Origin of the sequence: Sneathiella sp. (genome assembly GCF_002694385.1) — a bacterium.
GTDB lineage: Bacteria > Pseudomonadota > Alphaproteobacteria > Sneathiellales > Sneathiellaceae > Sneathiella.
The window spans coordinates 116,890-134,904 of record NZ_NZMB01000005.1 but is presented as its reverse complement, the minus strand read 5'-3'; the positions used below and the strand labels follow the sequence as shown (position 1 = coordinate 134,904).

Here is an 18,015-nt window from a genome sequence, read left to right as displayed (position 1 = left end):
TTCAATTCATCATATGTGAAGGAAGCCAGGTCGAAATCGCCGGGAAATAAATAATCAGCCCCAGAGTAAACAGCTCAATGACGATAAAGGGGATAACACCGATCATGATGACCTTCGACGGGATCCGCTTCTCCGATGCGCCCATCACCGCAAACAGGTTGAGGCCGACCGGCGGCGTAATCGCCGCAATTTCTATCAGCTTCACAACAAGGATACCAAACCAGATTTCATCAATTCCGAGACTTACCGCCACGGGGAAAAGAAAGGGGATCGTCACCAGCAGGATCGACAATGTATCCAGAAACATCCCCAAAATCAGATACAGAATGGACAGGGCTATCAAAAACTGCACCTGCGTGAGCTGCCAGTCAGAGACAAGCGCCGTCACTTCATGGATAAAGCCGCCAAACGTCAGGAAGCGCGAAAAGAATAGCCCGCCAATCACGATAAAGAACAGCGTTGCTGTCGATCCGGCCGAGGAGCGGATGACATACCACAGTTTTTCAAAATTGATCTTGCGCCGCATGATGGCGATCAGAAGGGCGCCCGCCGCCCCGACTGCTCCGGCCGAAGATGGAAACATCAGCCCGGTATATATCCCGCCCAATACAATAAACATCAGCAGAATAGCAGGCCCGATGCTGAGCAGCGACTGTAAATGCGATATACCGCTGACAGGGGGACGCTCCGTCGGAACGAGCCCGGGTCTGACCCGGACAAGAATACCAATGCCGATGATATACATAACGGCCGTCAAAATTCCCGGCAGGATACCCGCAATCAACAGAGCGCCTATCGACGCTTCAGTCAGCAGACCGACAATGACCAGACTGATTGACGGCGGGATAAGCGCGGCAAATGTGCCGGCCGCGGCAATACATCCGGCACTCACGCCCAGATCATACCCGAATTTACGCATCTCCGGCAGGGCAATACGGGTAAAGACACTGGCATTCACAATGGTTGATCCGGAAATGGCCGCAAAAATCGCCGAGGCCACCACCGTTGCCATCAACAATCCGCCGCGCACCCGTGCCAGCAGCCGATTGGCGAAAGCATAAAGCTCCGTTGTGATTTCCGCCGCCGACGCCAGCGCCCCCATCAGCAGAAACATTGGAATAACCGCGAAGGAATAATTGCTCAATATTGCATAGGGCAGCATCTTGACGGTTGTTTCAAGAAAACTGAAACCGCCGACATACCACATACCTACGATCCCCACGGTCATCAGGGCATAGGCGACCGGCACGCCAAGCGCGCCGATAAAAAGAACCGACAATATACCGCCAAGCCCCAGAAAAATGGCTTCCGACATGTCAGCTTTCCCCCTCATCCATTGAGGGTTTCATGCGACCACCCAGCCAGTGCGGCCGCCCGAGACAGGCGAGAATAAACTGCCTGAATACTTCAATTGCCGCCAGGGTCAGGCCAATCGCAAACAAGAGCTTCCAGGGATAAATCGGAAAACTGTGAAGCGTGATGGCCGTTTCTTTTTCCTGCAGGCTGGTCAGCGCCAAAAGCCAGCTGCCATAGGCCAGAAATCCGGTGCAGAGCGTAGATAAGGCGAAGGTCATGATCTTCATGATCCGCTGCAAGCTTGGTGAAAATCTCTCCGAAATGATATCCACCTGCACATGACTGCGTGAATAATGTGCATAAACGATTGCCATGGCAACACAGACCGCCAGCGCAATCTCAACAATCTCATTGGCTCCGGGAAAGGGTCTGCCGATCAGCAGATAGGCGAGAACATCGGCCGTACTGACAGAGAGCATGAGGAACATACAAAGCCCGGAAATGATCAGCGCACTCCACAGCAGATTGCCATATCCGTTTTTCATCTCTACTTCCGCTTTTGAACACCTTATACGAACAGGGCTTCACAACCCGCCATTTGCCCCGATTGATTGCGTAGTCGCGTATTGCAAACGTCACGCCCTGGTTGCCTATCTTTTTGGCCGCAGGAAAACGGCCGACGGACGGAACCCGGGAACATTCCCTCCATCGGCGCTCCTCTGCCTGATTGGCAAACAGGATATTTTATTTCAGCTCTTCCGAGCGCTTTTTAATATATTCACCGACCCGCTGGGCGACTTCGTAGCGATCGGTTCCCTTTTGCTGTTCAACCCAGATGTCAATGAAATCCGGGAGCATTTCTTCCAGCTTGGCCTGTTCCTCATCGGAAAACTCAACTAGATTGACATTCCGCTCCTTCATGGCTTCAAGTGCCTTGACCTCTTCCCTTTCGGCAACCTCGACGCTTCTCTGCTCCGCCTCCTTAGCCAGTTCCGCAACGACATTCCGCAGGCTTTCAGGCCATTTGTTGAAGTAGAGATCATAATTTATGACCAGAGGCCAGGTGGAACCCGCACCAAAGCTCGCTTTGCTTACATATTTGGCCTGCTCATACATTTTTTGGCTGACGATCGCCGAATAGTTATAGAAAACGCAGTCAATTCTTCCCCGCTGCAATCCTTCATAAATTTCCGCGGGCAGAACCGTCACTCCGACAGCATCGACTGCCTCCCAAACTTTCGGATGATAGGCGCTGAACTGACGGATTTTCTTGCCCTTCAGATCTGCCACCTTGGCCACCGGTTCGGTACAGGCGACCCGGAAGCTTGGCACAGCATTGAAATAGAGCGGCCAGATACCAAGTGCCTTCCATTCCTCCTGCATTTCCGGAAATTTTTCGAAAACTTCCCGTGTCAGGGTAGACGCCTGCTTCGAATTTGCATAGGTCAATGTCCCCAACAGGGAGTTCGGCATGGTATTGAGGGGAAGCGCCGCCGGGTAATAGCCTTGCGCATCCGCTCCCATCGGCACGGCGCCACTGCCCACGGCATCAAATACCTGTTTCGGCCCGACCAGTGATCCATTCCAGAAAATCTGGGCAGTGACCTGCCCGTTGGTGCGTTTTTCAAGCTCGCTGAAGAACCATTTATCCACCTGCTCCGACCAGACATAGGTCTCCGGCAGAGCATGGGCGACTTTCATATTCATTTTTGGGTAATCCTCCGCGGAGGCGGCGGAAAACATCACCGAAAATGCAATAGCCGCCGCGCCCGCAAGACGGCCAAAATTTGACGCCAATTTATTCTGCATATGTCTCTCCCAATCTTTTTTATCGCTTTATCTCTATGACCACGCACCGGTCCCCTGATCCGTCACCCTGCACAGTTAGAACAGGGCCCGCACCCGATGCTGTGAGCCACCTCCCAACGAGGCCGTTTTTGTTTATATTGAATGCTCGCCTATTTCTTTCTGATACATCGCATCGAGTATTTTACGTCCCTGCGCGAGCGGCAGGTCCGATTTCAGCAAAACCTCACGATAGTCACCATCCGGCAGCTCGCACATCTCCTGCTGCATTTCTATGGCCCAGATGTCTTCCGCAAAAACGACACTAAGCAATTCCTTCGCCCGGTCCACCGCCCTGACCGACGGATCCCGTCCGCTCATCTGCCCTTTCGGCATGTTGACAACATAGGTATATTTATGTGAACGCCGGTCGATAGGCGTCAGGAAATGATAGTTTTTCAGGCATTTGGGGTCTTTGTTGTCTTTCCTGCCCCCTGCGGGCCAAAGCGTTCTTCCCGCAATGATGATGCCCGGCCCCACCATGGTCTGGATGCTGTAGCTGTCCGCCATCTTGTGGGTGAGAATATCGGCAAAGTCGTCGGACTGCGGATAATCATCCACCTGTCGCGTCACCGTCACACTCTCGCATCCACGGGTCTCTCCAGTTGTCATATCAAACTCGATATTGCTGTCGGCGCTCTGACCTATTGTGTTGCCATGCAGCGGATAGAAATGCGTGATATCCAGCGCATTTTCGATCATCAAAATTGAATTGCCCTTGATATGCAGTTCCCCCGTAATCCGTTCCCAGTCGGGAGATACGATTTCAGGCGTGGCCGGAGGACGGATATCTCCGATTTTTTCTGCATCGCCCGGCCAGACCCAGACAACGCCATCCTGCTCGATCACCTTATAAGGCAATAATCGCGCCCGTTTCGGGATTGGCGCACCGGGCGCGGAAGGAACTTTCACACACTGCCCTTCGGAATTGAAGGCAAGGCCATGATAGGGGCATTCCACAAGCCCCCCTTCAAGAAAGCGACCCGCCGAGATCGGCATGCGCTTGTGGCAGCAGCGATCATCAAAGCCAACCACCTCGCCCTCCGCCGTCCTCCAGAACACCAGAACCTTTTCGCAAATCACATGGCGTTGCAGCACTTCGGCCTTGAAGTCTTCGGAAAAGCCGACCTTGTACCATGCGTTGAGGATCATGATATCCACTGCCTTTGGTTCGCGCGCACTCATTGTAACTGCCTCCTCCTATGGCTTTTATTCAGTGACCATTCAGGTCACGAAAGTTCGACCATCTCCCGGCCAGCCGCCGGTTGAGAATGATCTGCTATTTCCCTGTTGAACTGACTGTTTGATTTGTTTCACAACCGCTTTCGGTATTGCCGCCACCGAAGCTGCGAGTTCGTCTATGAACAACTCCGCCTCTGCCGTATCAAGAATCTGCGTGACGAGTCCGAGGCGGCATGCCTCCTCCGCGCCGATGCGCCGCGATTGCAGGATCATCTTCATCGCCTCATCCGGGCCGATCCGTTGGGACAGGCGGCTATTGCCAAGCGAGACGCCCATGAGATTAAAACCCGGGAAGGCGAATTTGGCATCTCTGGCCGCGGTGCGATAATCGCACGCGACAACCAAATCCGCGCCTGCGCCAATGGCCCCGCCCTCTACATAGGCAAGCGTCACGAAAGGCGCGCTGGCGACGGTTTGCAGCATTGCCTCAATCTCCATACCCAGCAGGCCATGATCTTCTCTGCGCGCCTGTGCCATCATGGAACGGTCGAAACCGGAACAAAAGTGGCGCCCCCGCCCCCGGATCACCAGCAATTTTGTTTCATCATTATAACTTTTGACAATCTCACGGGCCAGATCGGCGACCAAATCTTGGTTGATGGCGTTGGCAATGTCTGGCCGATTGAGATAGAGGCATTTGACGCCTTCCTCCCGCCATTCCACCTGAACCGTATCTGACGCCATAGCACTCACCGGCCGCCCTTTCCGATCCATTCCGCCACGACATCCCCAACCTGCATCCCCGCCCCTGCCGGATCGTGGAAGATATGGAAATCGTAATTGCTGAGAGAAACCGGATTACCGACCGTCGGCACCTGACCGCCATCCGGCAAGGTCATTTTATGAACAAGGTTTGTGGCCTGCACATGCTCTGAGGCGAGCGCTTCCGCATAATCATTGATTGGCGCCGCCGGCACCTGAGCCGCATCGAATTTTTGCAGCCAAACCGAGGCGGAGCTTTCGGAGAATATGCCCGCAAGCACCCCCTCAAGCTCCACCTGGTTCTCGGCTCTGGTGCCTGCCGTCTTAAATCTCGGATCCTCCACCAGTTCCGGTGCCCCGATGACATCGCAAACGCGATGCCAGAGGCGATCGCTCCCCGCAGCGAGAATGAACCACTTGCCGTCCGCCGCCAGATAGGCCTGATAGGGGGATGCCTTCGGATGGCGGGACCCCAGACGCTTGGGCACTGTTCCCCGGCCCCAATATTCACTGGTTTGCAGATTGGCGAGCGACAGCATGCAGGACAGCATGGAAACATCAATACGGCCCGGCTTTCCTGTCCGCTCCGCCCGGCGGAGTGCCGTGACACAGGAAAGCGCCGCAAAAACACCCGTCCCATAATCAGCCAGGGCCACACCACATTTGACGGGCGGCCCGTTTTCCTCACCAGTTACGCTCATCACGCCGCTGACAGCCTGAATGGCGACGTCAAAGGCTCCCTTATCCCGCAGCGGCCCCGTCTGGCCATAACCGGTCAGTGAGCAATAGACCACCTTGGGGTTCAGCTTCAATACTTCCTCATACCCAAGCCCCAGACCTTCAAGGACGCCCGGGCGGAAATTTTCAAGAATAATATCCGCCCCCCGGCAGAGATCTTTCGCCTGCCCCAGCCCTTCCGGGGTTTTCAAATCCAGGTTGATACAGCGTTTATTACGATTGAGGACCGCAAAATTCATTCCAAAGCCCTCACTCGCCCCGCTGTCGCCAACCACCGGCGGCCAGTGACGCATCGGCTCTCCGCCCGGGGGTTCCACCTTGACGACATCCGCCCCCCAGTCCGCAAGCAGCATGGTTGCGAATGGTCCAGCAGCAAAATGCCCGAATTCCAGAACCCGAACCCCCGCCAGTGGGACACTCTCATCCATCTGGGCTTCATGCATTTCTTGTTGTTGGTAATTCATGCAGTCTCACCTGTTGCGAGCGCAGCGCTCTTCTTCAATTTGAATTTATGATAAATTCAATATGCATTGGAGTCAACAGGCTTCAAAAAGTTCTAATATATAAAAAGCTGCCCCATGATAACGCCGGATTTCAGGCATCAAGCGGCTACGCGGTAAAACTGATTGGAAAAGGAAGCAATATTTGCGAACGACGTGAGAAAGTCACCCGCATGGTTCGGCGTGCGGATTTAATTGGATCAAAATATCCGAGGTTACGGGCAGCAGCTTTAGACACAAGCAAACAAGGCGCCCGAAGACGCCTTGTTCAATATTTCAAACCGATTTAATGAATAGAGACATCAAAATGCGACCGTCAGATCAGGCGTGCCGCTTCTCCACATAGCTGGTTGTGATATTAACCGCGGCAAAATCAGGATCGCCCAGAACATCCAGTAAAAAGGCCACATTATTTCCCGGCCCGTCGATCTCCATCTCCTGCAACGCCTTGCGCATTCTCGCGATTGCAGCGTCGCGATTGTCGCCATAGCTGATGATTTTTGCGATCATCGGATCATAGTAGGGGGTAATCTTGTCCCCTTCCGCAACGCCGGTATCAATCCGTAGGCTGTCATCAGGGGCCGGAAACCGCAGCGTTTTGAGGGTTCCGGGAGACGGCATGAATTTCTTCTCGGGCCGTTCCGCATAAATACGGCACTCGATGGCATGTCCGGTCAGCGCAAAGCCTTCCTGTTGGGCACTGTTGAAGTTTCCAGTTGCGGCCTCGATCTGGCATTTCACCAGATCGACGCCCGTCACCATTTCGGTAACGGCATGTTCCACCTGAATGCGGGTGTTCATTTCAAGAAAGTAAAACTCGTTCCGGTCACAGTCATAGATAAACTCGACCGTCCCCGCCCCAAGATACGACTGATGGCGGATCAGCTTGAGAGCCGCTTCGCGCATATTCTGGCGGATTTCGTCCGATAGCGCGGGCGCGGGCGCCTCTTCAATTATCTTCTGGAAGCGACGCTGGATGCTGCAATCACGATCAAAAAGATGAATACCCTCCCCATTGCCAAAGCCGAAAACCTGCAACTCCACATGCCGGGCATTGGCGACGTATCTTTCCATAAAGACCGACGGGTCGCCAAAGGTGCGCTCTGCCAGCTTTTGCGTCGTTTCGATCTGGTTTTCCAGAGCATTTTCATCATTGACGATCCGCATGCCGATGCCCCCACCACCGGCCGCGGCCTTCACCAGAAGCGGGTAGCCGATCTCACGGGTGACGGCTGCTTTATCAATTGTCTCACCGGGCTTGAAGCGGGCACTGCCGGGCGCCACCGGCACACCAAGCCGGATGGCAAGCTCACGCGCCCGTTCTTTATCCCCCATGGCATCAATCGTGTCTGGAGCAGGACCAATCCAGATATGTCCAGCCGCCTGCACCGCCCGCGCGAAACCGGCATTTTCAGAAAGCAGGCCATAGCCCGGATGCACGGCATTGGCGCCACTCTTCTTCATGACATTCAAAATCGCTTCGATCCTGAGATAGCTTTCCTTGACCGGCGCGGGCCCAATTTCATAGGCTTCATCGGCGCTGCGGACATGCAAGGCTTCCCTGTCCGCCTCTGAATAGACGGCGACGGTAGGTATTCCCATAATTCGGCATGTCCGAATGATCCGGCAGGCGATTTCTCCGCGATTGGCAATCAACAGCTTTTCAACAGACTTCATTTTATTTTTCTTCCTTGTTTTCCTGCATTGATGAAAAGATCAACTCCGGTTGCCGGATACCGAACCGCCTGCAGGTGAAAATGCGTCTGCCTTGGCCTTTGCCCGGACGGCTTCTGCCCGTCGATGAACAAAGATAAGTGTTACAAGAACCAAAATAGCGATCAGGTCCAGCCACCATTGATTAGCGGCAACCAATCCACCCAGAACTACAAGGAAACCGGCAAAGGGCAAAGAAATTTTCTGCCGATAGAAACGACCGCCTCCTATGGCCATCAACATCGATGCCACAAATCCCATCACGAGCGACCAGATTATGTCCGCCGGTTCCGCCTCCAGCAGGACTGCGGGGCGGAAAACGAAGAATAACGGCATCATATATTTCATAAGAGCAAGACGGATGGAAACAAGCGAGACGGACCACCAATCTGTCTTGGCGATCACCGCCGCCGTAAAGACTGCTGTACAGACGGGCGGTGTCAGAGCGGATAGAAGTGCCGAATAAAAAACAACAAAATGCGCGATCAACGGCTCAATCCCAAGGCTGATCAAGGCGGGCGCCGCCACAGCAGCCGCCAGCAGATAGGCCGCCGTTGTCGGCATTCCCATGCCGAGGATCAAAGCAACACCCATGGCCAGCAGAACACCGATGAGAAGGTCCCCGCCCCCCAGATTGACAATCATCTCCGACAGCTTGATCCCCGCACCTGTCAGACCAATCAGGGACAGGGCTATCTGCGAAGTCACCAGCAGCGCCAGTATTCCGGTAATCCCGAATGCGGCCGAAATCACACCCTTTTGCAGATTGTCCAGCCGTATCAGGACGTCCTTTGTCTGAAACAGGCCAATCAGCAGGTAAACGACAACATTTGTACAAATGGCGTAGAAAGCGGCAAGTGTCGGGGTATAGCCCATAAACATACTGCCCAGCAGCACACCAAGTGTCAGCACCAGCGATCCCATACGGGGGATTGTCAACACTTGCTGCCGGGTCGGCAGTTCCGCCGCATTGAAGGCCCGCATATTTTCACGTCGCGCCTCTACATCGACAGACATCCAGACACAGACATAGAAAAGCAGCGCTGGAATGGCTGCCGCATAAACAATGTCTAGATACGGCACGGATAGCAGCTCGGCCATGACAAAGGCACCGGCGCCCATGATGGGCGGCGTGATCTGCCCGCCTGAGGACGCCGTTGCCTCTACCGCCGCCGCGAATTTCGATTTATAGCCAAGGCGCTTCATCGCAGGGATTGTAAAGGCTCCGGTGCTGGCCACATTGGCGACTGCGGCGCCGTTCAACATACCGAACATCGCACTTGAAATTGTCGCCACCTTCGCCGCCCCACCGGGAAAGCGCCCCGCCACCAGCAGGGCCAGATCCATAAATGTCTGCGCCGTGCCCGTGGCCATCAGAAAGGCGCCAAAAATAATGAAAATCGCAATCAGGTTTGCAGATAGCCCGGTCACTGTCCCCCAGATGCCTTCGGTCCCCAGATAGAGATGCTCAAGAAGATATTTGAACGCAAATCCCGGATGCCCCCAGGTGCCGGGAATATACTGCCCGAACAAAGTGTAGGACAGCATCAGCAACGCCAGAATGGGCAAGGCCGGCCCCGTCGTGCGCCAGGCCGCAATCATCAACAGGATGGTCAGCACAGAGCCGAAAACAAGCTCAGTTGGCGACACAACGATCCCGAAAGATTCGGTAATCCGCTGTTCCTCCATCAGAATATAAGCAGTTGTGATCAGGGCCAGGATCGCACAGACGGCATCTATGACAAGCTTTACCCGCCCTTGCCTGCCCTTGTCGAAATAAAGCCGGGAAAATCCCAGAAAAACGATCATCAGCCCAAGACCAACATGCACCGTACGTTGAGATAACGGCGGCATCTGACCAAACCCGGCCGTATATATATGAAACAGAACAAGCCCGCTGCACAAAATCCACATCAAAGGACGATAGATCCTGGGCAGATCGTCAAGCCCCTGATCCTGGTCACTCTCAATTTCCTTAAATGCTTCTCCCAAGCTCATCCCACTGCTCCCTTTTGATTTTATGAGCTTCGTATGGGAAGGCGCCTGGTAAACAGCGATCACCTGACAACGAAGTCATCCCTGGCAGCCCAACCTCCGGCCGATATACTGCAATGAGGCACCCCCGCAGATGGGCTGGTGGCGGCTGCCTCCGACCCATCTGCGGATAGCCTTTGGTTACTTCATTTCTGGCGGGATAAGACGGTCCGGGACATCAATACCGCGAGAGCGGTAAAATTTTACCGCTCCGCTATGCAGAGGAATACTGATCAGATTGACAGAATCCTGCATCACATCCAGCTTGCCAAATGACGGAAAGGCGGCGACCTGCGGCTCCGGATTATCCACCACACCTTCGAGGATGGCGATCACCTGCTCGTCCGTCAGGCTGTCCGACAGGGCAAACTGGCCAATAACCTGAACCGGAGAGGTGAAGGCCGGGAAATCCTGCACTTCCTTATCCTTATATTTCTGGAAGCTGATGAAGGGGAATTTTTCCTTCACCTTTGCAACTTCCTCATCCGTGAAGCTCAAGAGACGGATGGGCGTAAAGGCCATCAGCTCCAGCGTCGTCCCGTCAAGAACGGCCGTACCGCCCGCCTTGGCATAGCCAATTGCCCGATTATCCTTCACCGCCGCTGTCGCATCGCTGAGGCTTGCCCGATAAAGGTCCGGTTTCACATCAATGGCTTCCAGCATCTGGATGACAAGCTGTTCGGTCGCAGAGCCGCGCTGACCGGGGATAAACTGCTTCCCGTTCAGATCATTGACTGTCTTAACACCGGAATCCTCCCTCACGACCCATGCCTGCAATGCCGGGGAATGCAGCCACAGCCCGCGCAGTTTCGGCATGGCCTTGCCCTCAAACTTGCCGAGCCCTTTATAGGCCTGATAGATCGTCGCATAGGTGCCAAGCCCCATATTGATCTGCCCCTGACCAATACGGTTGAGGTTATCAACGGCGCCGCCGGTAGAAATGACGGTGATGTCCACCTTATCTGCGGATTTTTCATTGATTGCCTTCGCCGCCGCCGCGGCATAGGTGTAATGAACGGATTTAAGCGCGGTTGTGCCGAAAGCAATCCGGTCAGCGGCCTGTACGCCGCCCGCCATGACAAATGAGACACATAGCGCAATCAAACTTGTACGTATTTTCATAGTTTATCTCCCCATTAGAATTGATTTGCTCCTCCGGCATTCTCCCAAAGCCATAGATGTCGAAGCAATTGTCAGGGTGAAACACCCGCTTTCCCCTTAGGCCCCAGATTGACCCGGAGCCGCCCCTCGGCCAGTTCAACGAATTCGCAAAGAATTGGACGGGTCTCACTCGGGTCGATGATTTCCTCGACCGCGAAGGCTTCCGCTGTTCGGAACGGCGAAGAATAGGCATTCAGCTCTTCTTCCAGTTCCTTTTCTCTGGCCTTGGGATCCGGTGCATTGGCGATTTCCCGGCGGAACGCCGCCGCGACGCCGCCTTCCACCGGCAATGATCCCCATTCCCCCGTCGGCCAGCTCAGCTTGAGATCAATATCATTCTTGTTACAGGTCGCCATGCCCGCCATGCCGTAGCATTTGCGGATCACCAGTGTCAGCGTCGGCACGGAAAGCTGTCCCGCCACATAGACGGCCCGCATGCCTTCGCGTAACGTTGCTTCCTGCTCCGCTTTCAGACCAACCATGAAACCCGGCACATCCACTAGAAAGACGAGCGGAATATGAAAGGTATCGCACAGTTCCATGAAATGGATCTGCTTGCGCGCGGAATTGGCATCCATGGCGCCGGAGTAAAATTTCGGATTATTGGCAATGATCCCGACGGGACGGCCATCCAGCCGCGCCAGCGACGTAATCACCGCTTTTCCATATGTCGGCTGGATTTCAAAGACCGATCCCTTATCAACAACCAGCTCGATCAACCGGTGCATGCTGTAGGGCTGGGTTCGCCTTTCGGGCACAATGGTGCGAAGTTCATTCTCGCATCGATCAACCGGATCGTCACATTCGGTGACCGGCGGCATTTCCCAGACATTTTGCGGCAGATAGCTCAGGAAACGCGCCATCTGCTCGAAAGCGTCCTCTTCGCTGTCGGCGGCATTATGGATGGTGCCCGCCTTGTCCACGGCAACGGCCGCGCCGCCCAGCTCTTCTTTTTCAATATCCCGGCCAAGTGATCGCTTCACAACCGGTGGCCCCGCCGCGAAGACCTGGCTCGTTCCGCGAACCATGACTGAAAAATGCGACAGAATTGCGCGTCCCGCTGGCCCCCCCGCAGCAGTCCCGAGCACAGCGGAGACGACAGGCACCTCTCCCAGAAGCTGAACTGACCGTTCAAATCCATGAACGCCCGGAAACGCGACATAGCCGCGCCGCTTGGCAGAGGTCACCGTTCCCCCAGCGCCATCAATCAGATTGACCAGGGGAATTTTATAATAATGGGCGAGGTCTTCGATAAATCCGCCCTGCCCGCCCTTGCGACGGGCAGAACCGAATGTGGTGCCGCCGCGGACAGTGAAATCCTCACCGCCGATGGCGACAGGCCGTCCATTTATCCGGGCGAGGCCCGCGACATACGGAGCCGAGGTAACCTTGACCAGCTTGTTGTTTTCATCATATTCGCCAGAACCGGCGAGAGTGCCTATTTCCCGAAAGCTCTTAACGTCTATCAGCTTCGATAACCGCTCGCGGACAGTGAGTCGGCTTGCAGCATGTTGGCGATCTACCGCCTCCTTGCCCCCCATTTCAAGGGCGGCCAGACGGCGAAAGCGTAACTCCTCATGCAGCGGGGCTTCCGCCCCGCCGTCAGAATCAGATTTTTCGGTGTTCAGCTCTCTATTGTGCATAAGATTTGATCCTCATCCACCGAGTCTTCCGGCTTCACCAGAATGTCGGCAATCTTGCCATCTGTCGGCGCTTCTACGGGAATTTCCATTTTCATCGATTCCAGGATCATGATGACGTCGCCGGTCTGCACCGTATCGCCCACATTCATCTCCACCTTCCAGACGGAACCGATGACTTCAGAAGTAACATTTGTCGTTGTCATTATTGCGTTTCTCCAGATTTCGCATTCAATAGGTTGTCGGCCAGTTGGCCAGCCTGTGACGGCCAATTCCGCGGCTACGTCGCAGCTTCTGAACATTAAGTTCCTCGACAAGGTATCTGCGGGTGTCCTGCGGCGCAATAACACTTTGAGCTGCAAAGATTTCTGCCAGTCCGAGATAGCTGCTGTTGCGTTCCATCTCTTCCCGGATGTCTCTGGTTTCCTCTTCGCTTGCCTCTTTCCCCCAAGTCACCACATCGGTGGCATATTGCGGGTCCATAAAGCTGACTTCGGCTGTCGGCCAGACGGCGACAGAGTCGGAATTTCGCCCGCCGCCCATATTGAGGTAAGCCTGTCCGTAACTCTTGCGCATGATGACGGAAAGCTTCGGCACCGTGCACATCTGCAAAGCGACCATGAAGTTCATGATCTTGCCGGGGGCCTTTTTACGCTCCCCCTCAATGCCGATCACAAAGCCCGGCGTATCCACCAGCATGATAATCGGGATGTTGAACGAATCGCACATTATCAGAAAACGCGTGATTTTCTCGCAGCTTGCGACATCCAGAGCGCCTGCCTTGACGATGGGGTTATTGGCGACAATGCCGACAACCTGCCCCTCCAGTCGGGCAAGCCCGGTCACGCCCGGGCGACCAAACCGGGGTTTCATTTCGAAGAAGCTTCCCTGATCGACAATACATTCGATAATCTTGCGCACGTCATAGCCCCGTTTGCGGCTATCAGGCAGGATCTGGAGTATCTTCTCCGCCGCCTCGTCACTACCAGCGGGGACGTCGGCAACCGGCGGCGTCTCCGCGTTGTGGGAGGGCATATAGGAAAGAAACTGCCGGATTTCGGCAAGCGCCTCCTCATCCGTTTCAGCGACCCGATCAATGAGGCCGGTCTCCTCACTATGCAGCTTCCAGCCACCGAGATCTTCCGGTTCCACTTTCTGGCCAATCGCAAGGGAGGCGAGCGCCGGGCTCGCAACCGCCATGATGGCGCCTTTTCGCATGACAACAAAGTCGGAGAGGCAGGCATACCAGGCGGAAGATCCGAAACACTGTCCCAGAATTGCGGAAACCCACGGAGTTTCCCTCTCCCGCACATATTGATGCGGGTCATTGCCGAGCATGGTGCCCATTCCTTCGGCGCCCATATTGTCTGGCATCCGCGCCCCTGAGGATTCGCCAAGAAATACCAGCGGAAAGCCGCGATCCGTTGCGGTCCGTTTGACATGGCCGATTTTTTTCATGTTCGTCAGGCTCGACGAAGCACCCTTGACCGTAAAATCATTGGAGACAATGCCGATCATACGACCATCAATCAGCCCGAAACCGGCGACCTTGCCATCGCCCGGCGTCGTTTTCCGATCCGCATCGGAGAAGGTGGAAACACCAAGCAAACCGGTTTCCGAAAAACTGCCCGCATCAAGAAGGGCGTCAATGCGGCTACGGGCATTCATCAGCCCGGCGGCGTCCCGGCGGGCAATTTTCTCTTCGCCCCCCATTTGGCGCGCCTGGGCTTCGCGCTGCCGCAACAGATCAATACGTTCTTCCAGCGTTTCGGTTTTTTGTTCCATATTCATTTCGTCAGCCCGTTCTGCCGCGTCTTGTCATTCTTTTCCATCTCTCCCACAACAGGGCCGCTTCCTCGAACGGTCCTGTTTCGGAACAGCTTTTCAATGTCATCGGCCGAGAGCCGAAGCTCATCCTTGAGGACAGCCTCTGTATCTTCCCCGAGCTCACCGCCCGCCCGCCAGATATGGCCCGGATTTTCAGAAAGCTTCGGCACCAGCCCCGGCAGAGTCACCTCGCCAAGATATGGATCAGTGATATTAACCAGCATGTCGCGATCCTGAAATTGCGGGTCGGAGAAAATATCTTCCATTGTGAAGATGCGGGACGCGGGAACCTTCGCCTCCAGCAGCCTCTCTTCAATTTCCGCGACCGGCAAGGTCGCTGTCCAATCACTGACAAGGCGGTCACACTCATCTTCATTCCGGGCCCGGGCGATTGCTGTTTTAAAACGCGGATCATCCGCCAGTTCCGGCCGACCGACAGCCGTGGCGAGGCGGATAAACACCGGATCGGACGCCGCCGCAATGACAATGAAGCGGCCATCCAGCGTCGGATATATGGAATTCGGAGTATTGCCTGGGAGACGCGACCCCGCGCGCTTGGCGACAATGCCAAGCTGCTGATAGGCCGGGACGTGCGGCTCCATGAAGCTGAAGGCGGACTCATAAAGACAGGCATCTATCACCTGCCCCTTGCCCGTTTTCTGCCGGTCAATCACGGCCATCATCGCACCAAAAGCCGCATAAAGGCCGGTGATGTAATCGGTCAATGATGTAGCGACGCGCGGGGGCGGCCGGTCGGGATCGCCGGTAATTTCACGCAGACCGCTGACCGCCTCCCCAACAACGCCATAGCCGCCGCGATCACTATAGGGACCGGTTTGCCCGAAGCCACTGATACGGACAAGGATCAGGCCCGGATTTTCCACCTTCAGATCATCATACCCCAGCCCCCAGCGCTCCAGTGTGCCGGGGCGAAAATTTTCAACAATAATATCGGCGCCTGCGCAAAGTCGGCGGGCCAACGCGCGTCCCTCCTCCTCTCGCATGTCGATGGAAACAAGTCGCTTGTTGCGAAGAATGGAAGCGGCGTAGAGGGAATGACCGTTGCGCCGCGATCCCATGGAACGGACGGCATCCCCTTCAGGCTGCTCGACCTTGATGACATCGGCGCCGAAGTCGGCCATCAGCCGCGCGCAAAAGGGACCGGCAACCGTCGATCCAAGCTCGATCACCCGCATTCCCGCGAGCGGCCCCGACCTTGTTCCTCTTTCTGCGTTGCTGCTCATCATCACCGCACTTTCACAACAGGAAATCGCTGTATTTCATGAACCAGCTGCGAGCGCTGCGGATATTCGCGCGCTTGAGCTCTTCGGCAAGAACGACATCACCGGCCTTCATTGCCTGCAGGATTTCCTGGTGTTGGCGAAACCCTTCACTTGCCCGTCCCGGCACCAGCATCAGCCGACGCGTCATTGCAAGAACTCGGTCGTATAGATCATCGAGAACACCGGCCAGCATGGTGCTGCCCGCCGCATTTATGCAGGTCTGGCGAAATTTGGCGATGGCAGCGAGATATGCATTAAAATCATTCTTCTCAACCGCTTGGGCAAGTTCAGGGCCAAACAGGTCAATCAGTTCATCCCAATATTCCGGCGCCGCATTTTCCGTCGCGAGACGAACCATCAGCCCTTCTAGAACCTCACGCAGGTCGAACAGCTCAAGAAAACTGTCCGCCTCCAGACGCATGACAACCGCGCCCTTGTTGGGGATGCGCTCAATCAGACCGCGTTCTTCCAGAACCCCGAAAGCATCGCGGACACGGGAACGGGAGACATTGAATTCCTCGGCAAGCTCATATTCCCTGAGACGGGACCCGGGCGGCATCTGGTTATTCACAATACGCCGACGCAATTCTGCAACCAGCCGATCCGTATCGGAAACGGTGGTTTTTACGCCGGATACACCTGTCGATAGCTTGGTTATATTATTGCCGCTCATGCTGGCTATTTCTCCCTGTTGAAAAAACGATATAAATTGCCGATAATATTGTCAACAATATATTCTGCAATTTTGATTTAATTTTGGATATGTAATTTTATCATATTTTACATTATCTTATACGATCTTGATTTTTGAAAACCGTCAGACCCTTTGATTCTCCCGTTCAGAATATAAGGATTTTTGCAACAAGAGGCGGACAGCGAACGGCAATCCACGCTCGAAGGAAAAACGGTCACCTAATACGCGACAAGCCTCCGTTCCGACGGCAAGCACTTAGGCGCCAGAAAGATACAGCATCACCAGAAAGTCAGGCTGGCATACATCCGCGTCATGAAAACCGAACGCGATACCAGCTTTCCGGAGGTGATGGGGAAGATATGGATAAGGAAATATTTGGGCTCTGAAAGAAGAGGATCAGAAGATAGATCCGGGCCCGCCTGGGAAGGAATGGTGGAGGTTGTAGTCCCAGACGAACCCGTCTCTATAATTTTCCCTGCAAGCAGGAAAAATATCCTGTAAAAAATTTTGATCCGGCAGGATCTTATTCAACTTGGGTACTTATTTACTTTCTCAAAATCCTTGCAGACTTCCCGCCAGTACATGTCGGCAAATCCGGCCTGCTCGGTGTCGGCACTCATACTCAACATCCGCCACCAGTCCAATTTCGCTTCCTGCGCGACCTCGACATTCTCAGTGGAGTGTCGCTGTCTGCGGATTTGTATAGACACGGAGCGTTATCCCCCTCCCCTCGACCACATGCGTTAATGGGATCGTTTCGAGCACTCTTGAGCGAAGCGGCAAGATCAACCCGCCCTCTCGCAACTCCTTTGCCCAGCCTATGATCACCGACTGCGCGACCCGCGCTGTTGCCGGCTCAAGAAAACCCGACAACATTTCCTTGATCTGCCCGCCACAATCGGACTGGGCAAGTGCGAGAGACTGTAACAGGCACCATTCGTCTTCTGAAATCCCCTCACAGCACAGGCAGCGGATATCAATCACCCGGCTATGTCCGGCAACCACAAGCGATAAAAAGTTATCCAGCGCCATCAATGCCCCCGGACATCTGGTCCGCGAATAGGCTTCCCGCAACGTTTCATAGGGAGAGTAATTCTGCCTGAAGCCATCCGACCAGTAGCGCATGCTCCATAATGTGAGCTGCTCTGACCAGGACAGATCCGTCAGGCTGTCCGGCACGGATTTTTCAGAATTCATCGTTTGGGTATGTTTAAAAGTCGTCATATCATTTTAATAATGATAATCATTCGCAATTGCAACATCTTTTTTGCTCAATGGAGGCATTTTCATAAAAACATCTTACTATGGACAGGGAATAAATTAAAAAAACCGTCGGCGCC

General features: G+C 54.6%; 15 protein-coding genes. All 15 read right to left on the bottom strand.

The window, feature by feature from the left end; translation table 11 throughout:
- Position 1: 1 nt before the first annotated feature.
- A complete protein-coding gene (locus CMN55_RS01850; RefSeq protein WP_293947834.1) occupies positions 2-1,315 on the bottom strand; it encodes a TRAP transporter large permease in 1,314 nt (437 codons plus the stop codon).
- Position 1,316: 1 nt separating this feature from the next.
- On the bottom strand, positions 1,317-1,841 hold the full coding sequence (locus CMN55_RS01845) for a TRAP transporter small permease (RefSeq protein ID WP_293947833.1): 525 nt from the start codon (positions 1,839-1,841) through the stop codon (positions 1,317-1,319).
- Between the two features lie 199 nt (positions 1,842-2,040).
- Positions 2,041-3,105, bottom strand: a complete 1,065-nt coding sequence (locus CMN55_RS01840) for a C4-dicarboxylate TRAP transporter substrate-binding protein (protein WP_293947832.1) — start codon at positions 3,103-3,105, stop codon at positions 2,041-2,043.
- Between the two features lie 132 nt (positions 3,106-3,237).
- Positions 3,238-4,326: an aromatic ring-hydroxylating dioxygenase subunit alpha gene (locus CMN55_RS01835; RefSeq protein WP_293947831.1), complete on the bottom strand. Its 1,089-nt coding sequence runs from the start codon at positions 4,324-4,326 to the stop codon at positions 3,238-3,240.
- A gap of 39 nt (positions 4,327-4,365) precedes the next feature.
- On the bottom strand, positions 4,366-5,067 hold the full coding sequence (locus CMN55_RS01830) for an enoyl-CoA hydratase/isomerase family protein (RefSeq protein ID WP_293947830.1): 702 nt from the start codon (positions 5,065-5,067) through the stop codon (positions 4,366-4,368).
- A gap of 5 nt (positions 5,068-5,072) precedes the next feature.
- Positions 5,073-6,287 (bottom strand): CaiB/BaiF CoA transferase family protein, encoded by a 1,215-nt coding sequence (locus tag CMN55_RS01825; RefSeq protein ID WP_293947829.1) that lies wholly within the window; start codon positions 6,285-6,287, stop codon positions 5,073-5,075.
- 357 nt (positions 6,288-6,644) lie between these two features.
- On the bottom strand, positions 6,645-8,000 hold the full coding sequence (locus CMN55_RS01820) for an acetyl-CoA carboxylase biotin carboxylase subunit (RefSeq protein ID WP_293947828.1): 1,356 nt from the start codon (positions 7,998-8,000) through the stop codon (positions 6,645-6,647).
- A gap of 39 nt (positions 8,001-8,039) precedes the next feature.
- Positions 8,040-10,034: a TRAP transporter permease gene (locus CMN55_RS01815; RefSeq protein ID WP_293947827.1), complete on the bottom strand. Its 1,995-nt coding sequence runs from the start codon at positions 10,032-10,034 to the stop codon at positions 8,040-8,042.
- A 177-nt stretch (positions 10,035-10,211) separates the two neighbouring features.
- The gene (locus CMN55_RS01810; RefSeq protein ID WP_293947826.1) at positions 10,212-11,192 is read right to left on the bottom strand and encodes a TAXI family TRAP transporter solute-binding subunit; all 981 of its coding nucleotides are present in this window, start codon (positions 11,190-11,192) and stop codon (positions 10,212-10,214) included.
- A 71-nt stretch (positions 11,193-11,263) separates the two neighbouring features.
- A complete protein-coding gene (locus CMN55_RS01805) occupies positions 11,264-12,874 on the bottom strand; it encodes an acyl-CoA carboxylase subunit beta (protein ID WP_293947825.1) in 1,611 nt (536 codons plus the stop codon).
- Entirely contained in the window at positions 12,856-13,077 is a 222-nt protein-coding gene (locus CMN55_RS01800; protein ID WP_293947824.1) for an acyl-CoA carboxylase biotin carboxyl carrier protein subunit, read from the bottom strand. Before CMN55_RS01800 ends, CMN55_RS01805 begins: the two co-directional genes overlap by 19 nt.
- A gap of 25 nt (positions 13,078-13,102) precedes the next feature.
- Positions 13,103-14,656 (bottom strand): acyl-CoA carboxylase subunit beta, encoded by a 1,554-nt coding sequence (locus CMN55_RS01795; protein ID WP_293947823.1) that lies wholly within the window; start codon positions 14,654-14,656, stop codon positions 13,103-13,105.
- A gap of 2 nt (positions 14,657-14,658) precedes the next feature.
- Complete coding sequence (locus CMN55_RS01790) at positions 14,659-15,945, bottom strand: CaiB/BaiF CoA transferase family protein (protein ID WP_293947822.1); 1,287 nt, start codon at positions 15,943-15,945, stop codon at positions 14,659-14,661.
- 10 nt (positions 15,946-15,955) lie between these two features.
- Positions 15,956-16,654 (bottom strand): GntR family transcriptional regulator, encoded by a 699-nt coding sequence (locus tag CMN55_RS01785; RefSeq protein ID WP_293947821.1) that lies wholly within the window; start codon positions 16,652-16,654, stop codon positions 15,956-15,958.
- Positions 16,655-17,347: 693 nt separating this feature from the next.
- On the bottom strand, positions 17,348-17,872 hold the full coding sequence (locus CMN55_RS01780) for a hypothetical protein (RefSeq protein WP_293947820.1): 525 nt from the start codon (positions 17,870-17,872) through the stop codon (positions 17,348-17,350).
- Positions 17,873-18,015 lie beyond the last annotated feature (143 nt).

Coding starts and splice junctions, on each gene's coding strand:
- CMN55_RS01850 (WP_293947834.1), bottom strand. CDS start 1,315: ATGTCGGAAGCCATTTTTCTGGGGCTTGGCGGTATATTGTCGGTTCTT.
- CMN55_RS01845 (WP_293947833.1), bottom strand. CDS start 1,841: ATGAAAAACGGATATGGCAATCTGCTGTGGAGTGCGCTGATCATTTCC.
- CMN55_RS01840 (WP_293947832.1), bottom strand. CDS start 3,105: ATGCAGAATAAATTGGCGTCAAATTTTGGCCGTCTTGCGGGCGCGGCG.
- CMN55_RS01835 (WP_293947831.1), bottom strand. CDS start 4,326: ATGAGTGCGCGCGAACCAAAGGCAGTGGATATCATGATCCTCAACGCA.
- CMN55_RS01830 (WP_293947830.1), bottom strand. CDS start 5,067: ATGGCGTCAGATACGGTTCAGGTGGAATGGCGGGAGGAAGGCGTCAAA.
- CMN55_RS01825 (WP_293947829.1), bottom strand. CDS start 6,287: ATGAATTACCAACAACAAGAAATGCATGAAGCCCAGATGGATGAGAGT.
- CMN55_RS01820 (WP_293947828.1), bottom strand. CDS start 8,000: ATGAAGTCTGTTGAAAAGCTGTTGATTGCCAATCGCGGAGAAATCGCC.
- CMN55_RS01815 (WP_293947827.1), bottom strand. CDS start 10,034: ATGAGCTTGGGAGAAGCATTTAAGGAAATTGAGAGTGACCAGGATCAG.
- CMN55_RS01810 (WP_293947826.1), bottom strand. CDS start 11,192: ATGAAAATACGTACAAGTTTGATTGCGCTATGTGTCTCATTTGTCATG.
- CMN55_RS01805 (WP_293947825.1), bottom strand. CDS start 12,874: ATGCACAATAGAGAGCTGAACACCGAAAAATCTGATTCTGACGGCGGG.
- CMN55_RS01800 (WP_293947824.1), bottom strand. CDS start 13,077: ATGACAACGACAAATGTTACTTCTGAAGTCATCGGTTCCGTCTGGAAG.
- CMN55_RS01795 (WP_293947823.1), bottom strand. CDS start 14,656: ATGGAACAAAAAACCGAAACGCTGGAAGAACGTATTGATCTGTTGCGG.
- CMN55_RS01790 (WP_293947822.1), bottom strand. CDS start 15,945: ATGATGAGCAGCAACGCAGAAAGAGGAACAAGGTCGGGGCCGCTCGCG.
- CMN55_RS01785 (WP_293947821.1), bottom strand. CDS start 16,654: ATGAGCGGCAATAATATAACCAAGCTATCGACAGGTGTATCCGGCGTA.
- CMN55_RS01780 (WP_293947820.1), bottom strand. CDS start 17,872: ATGAATTCTGAAAAATCCGTGCCGGACAGCCTGACGGATCTGTCCTGG.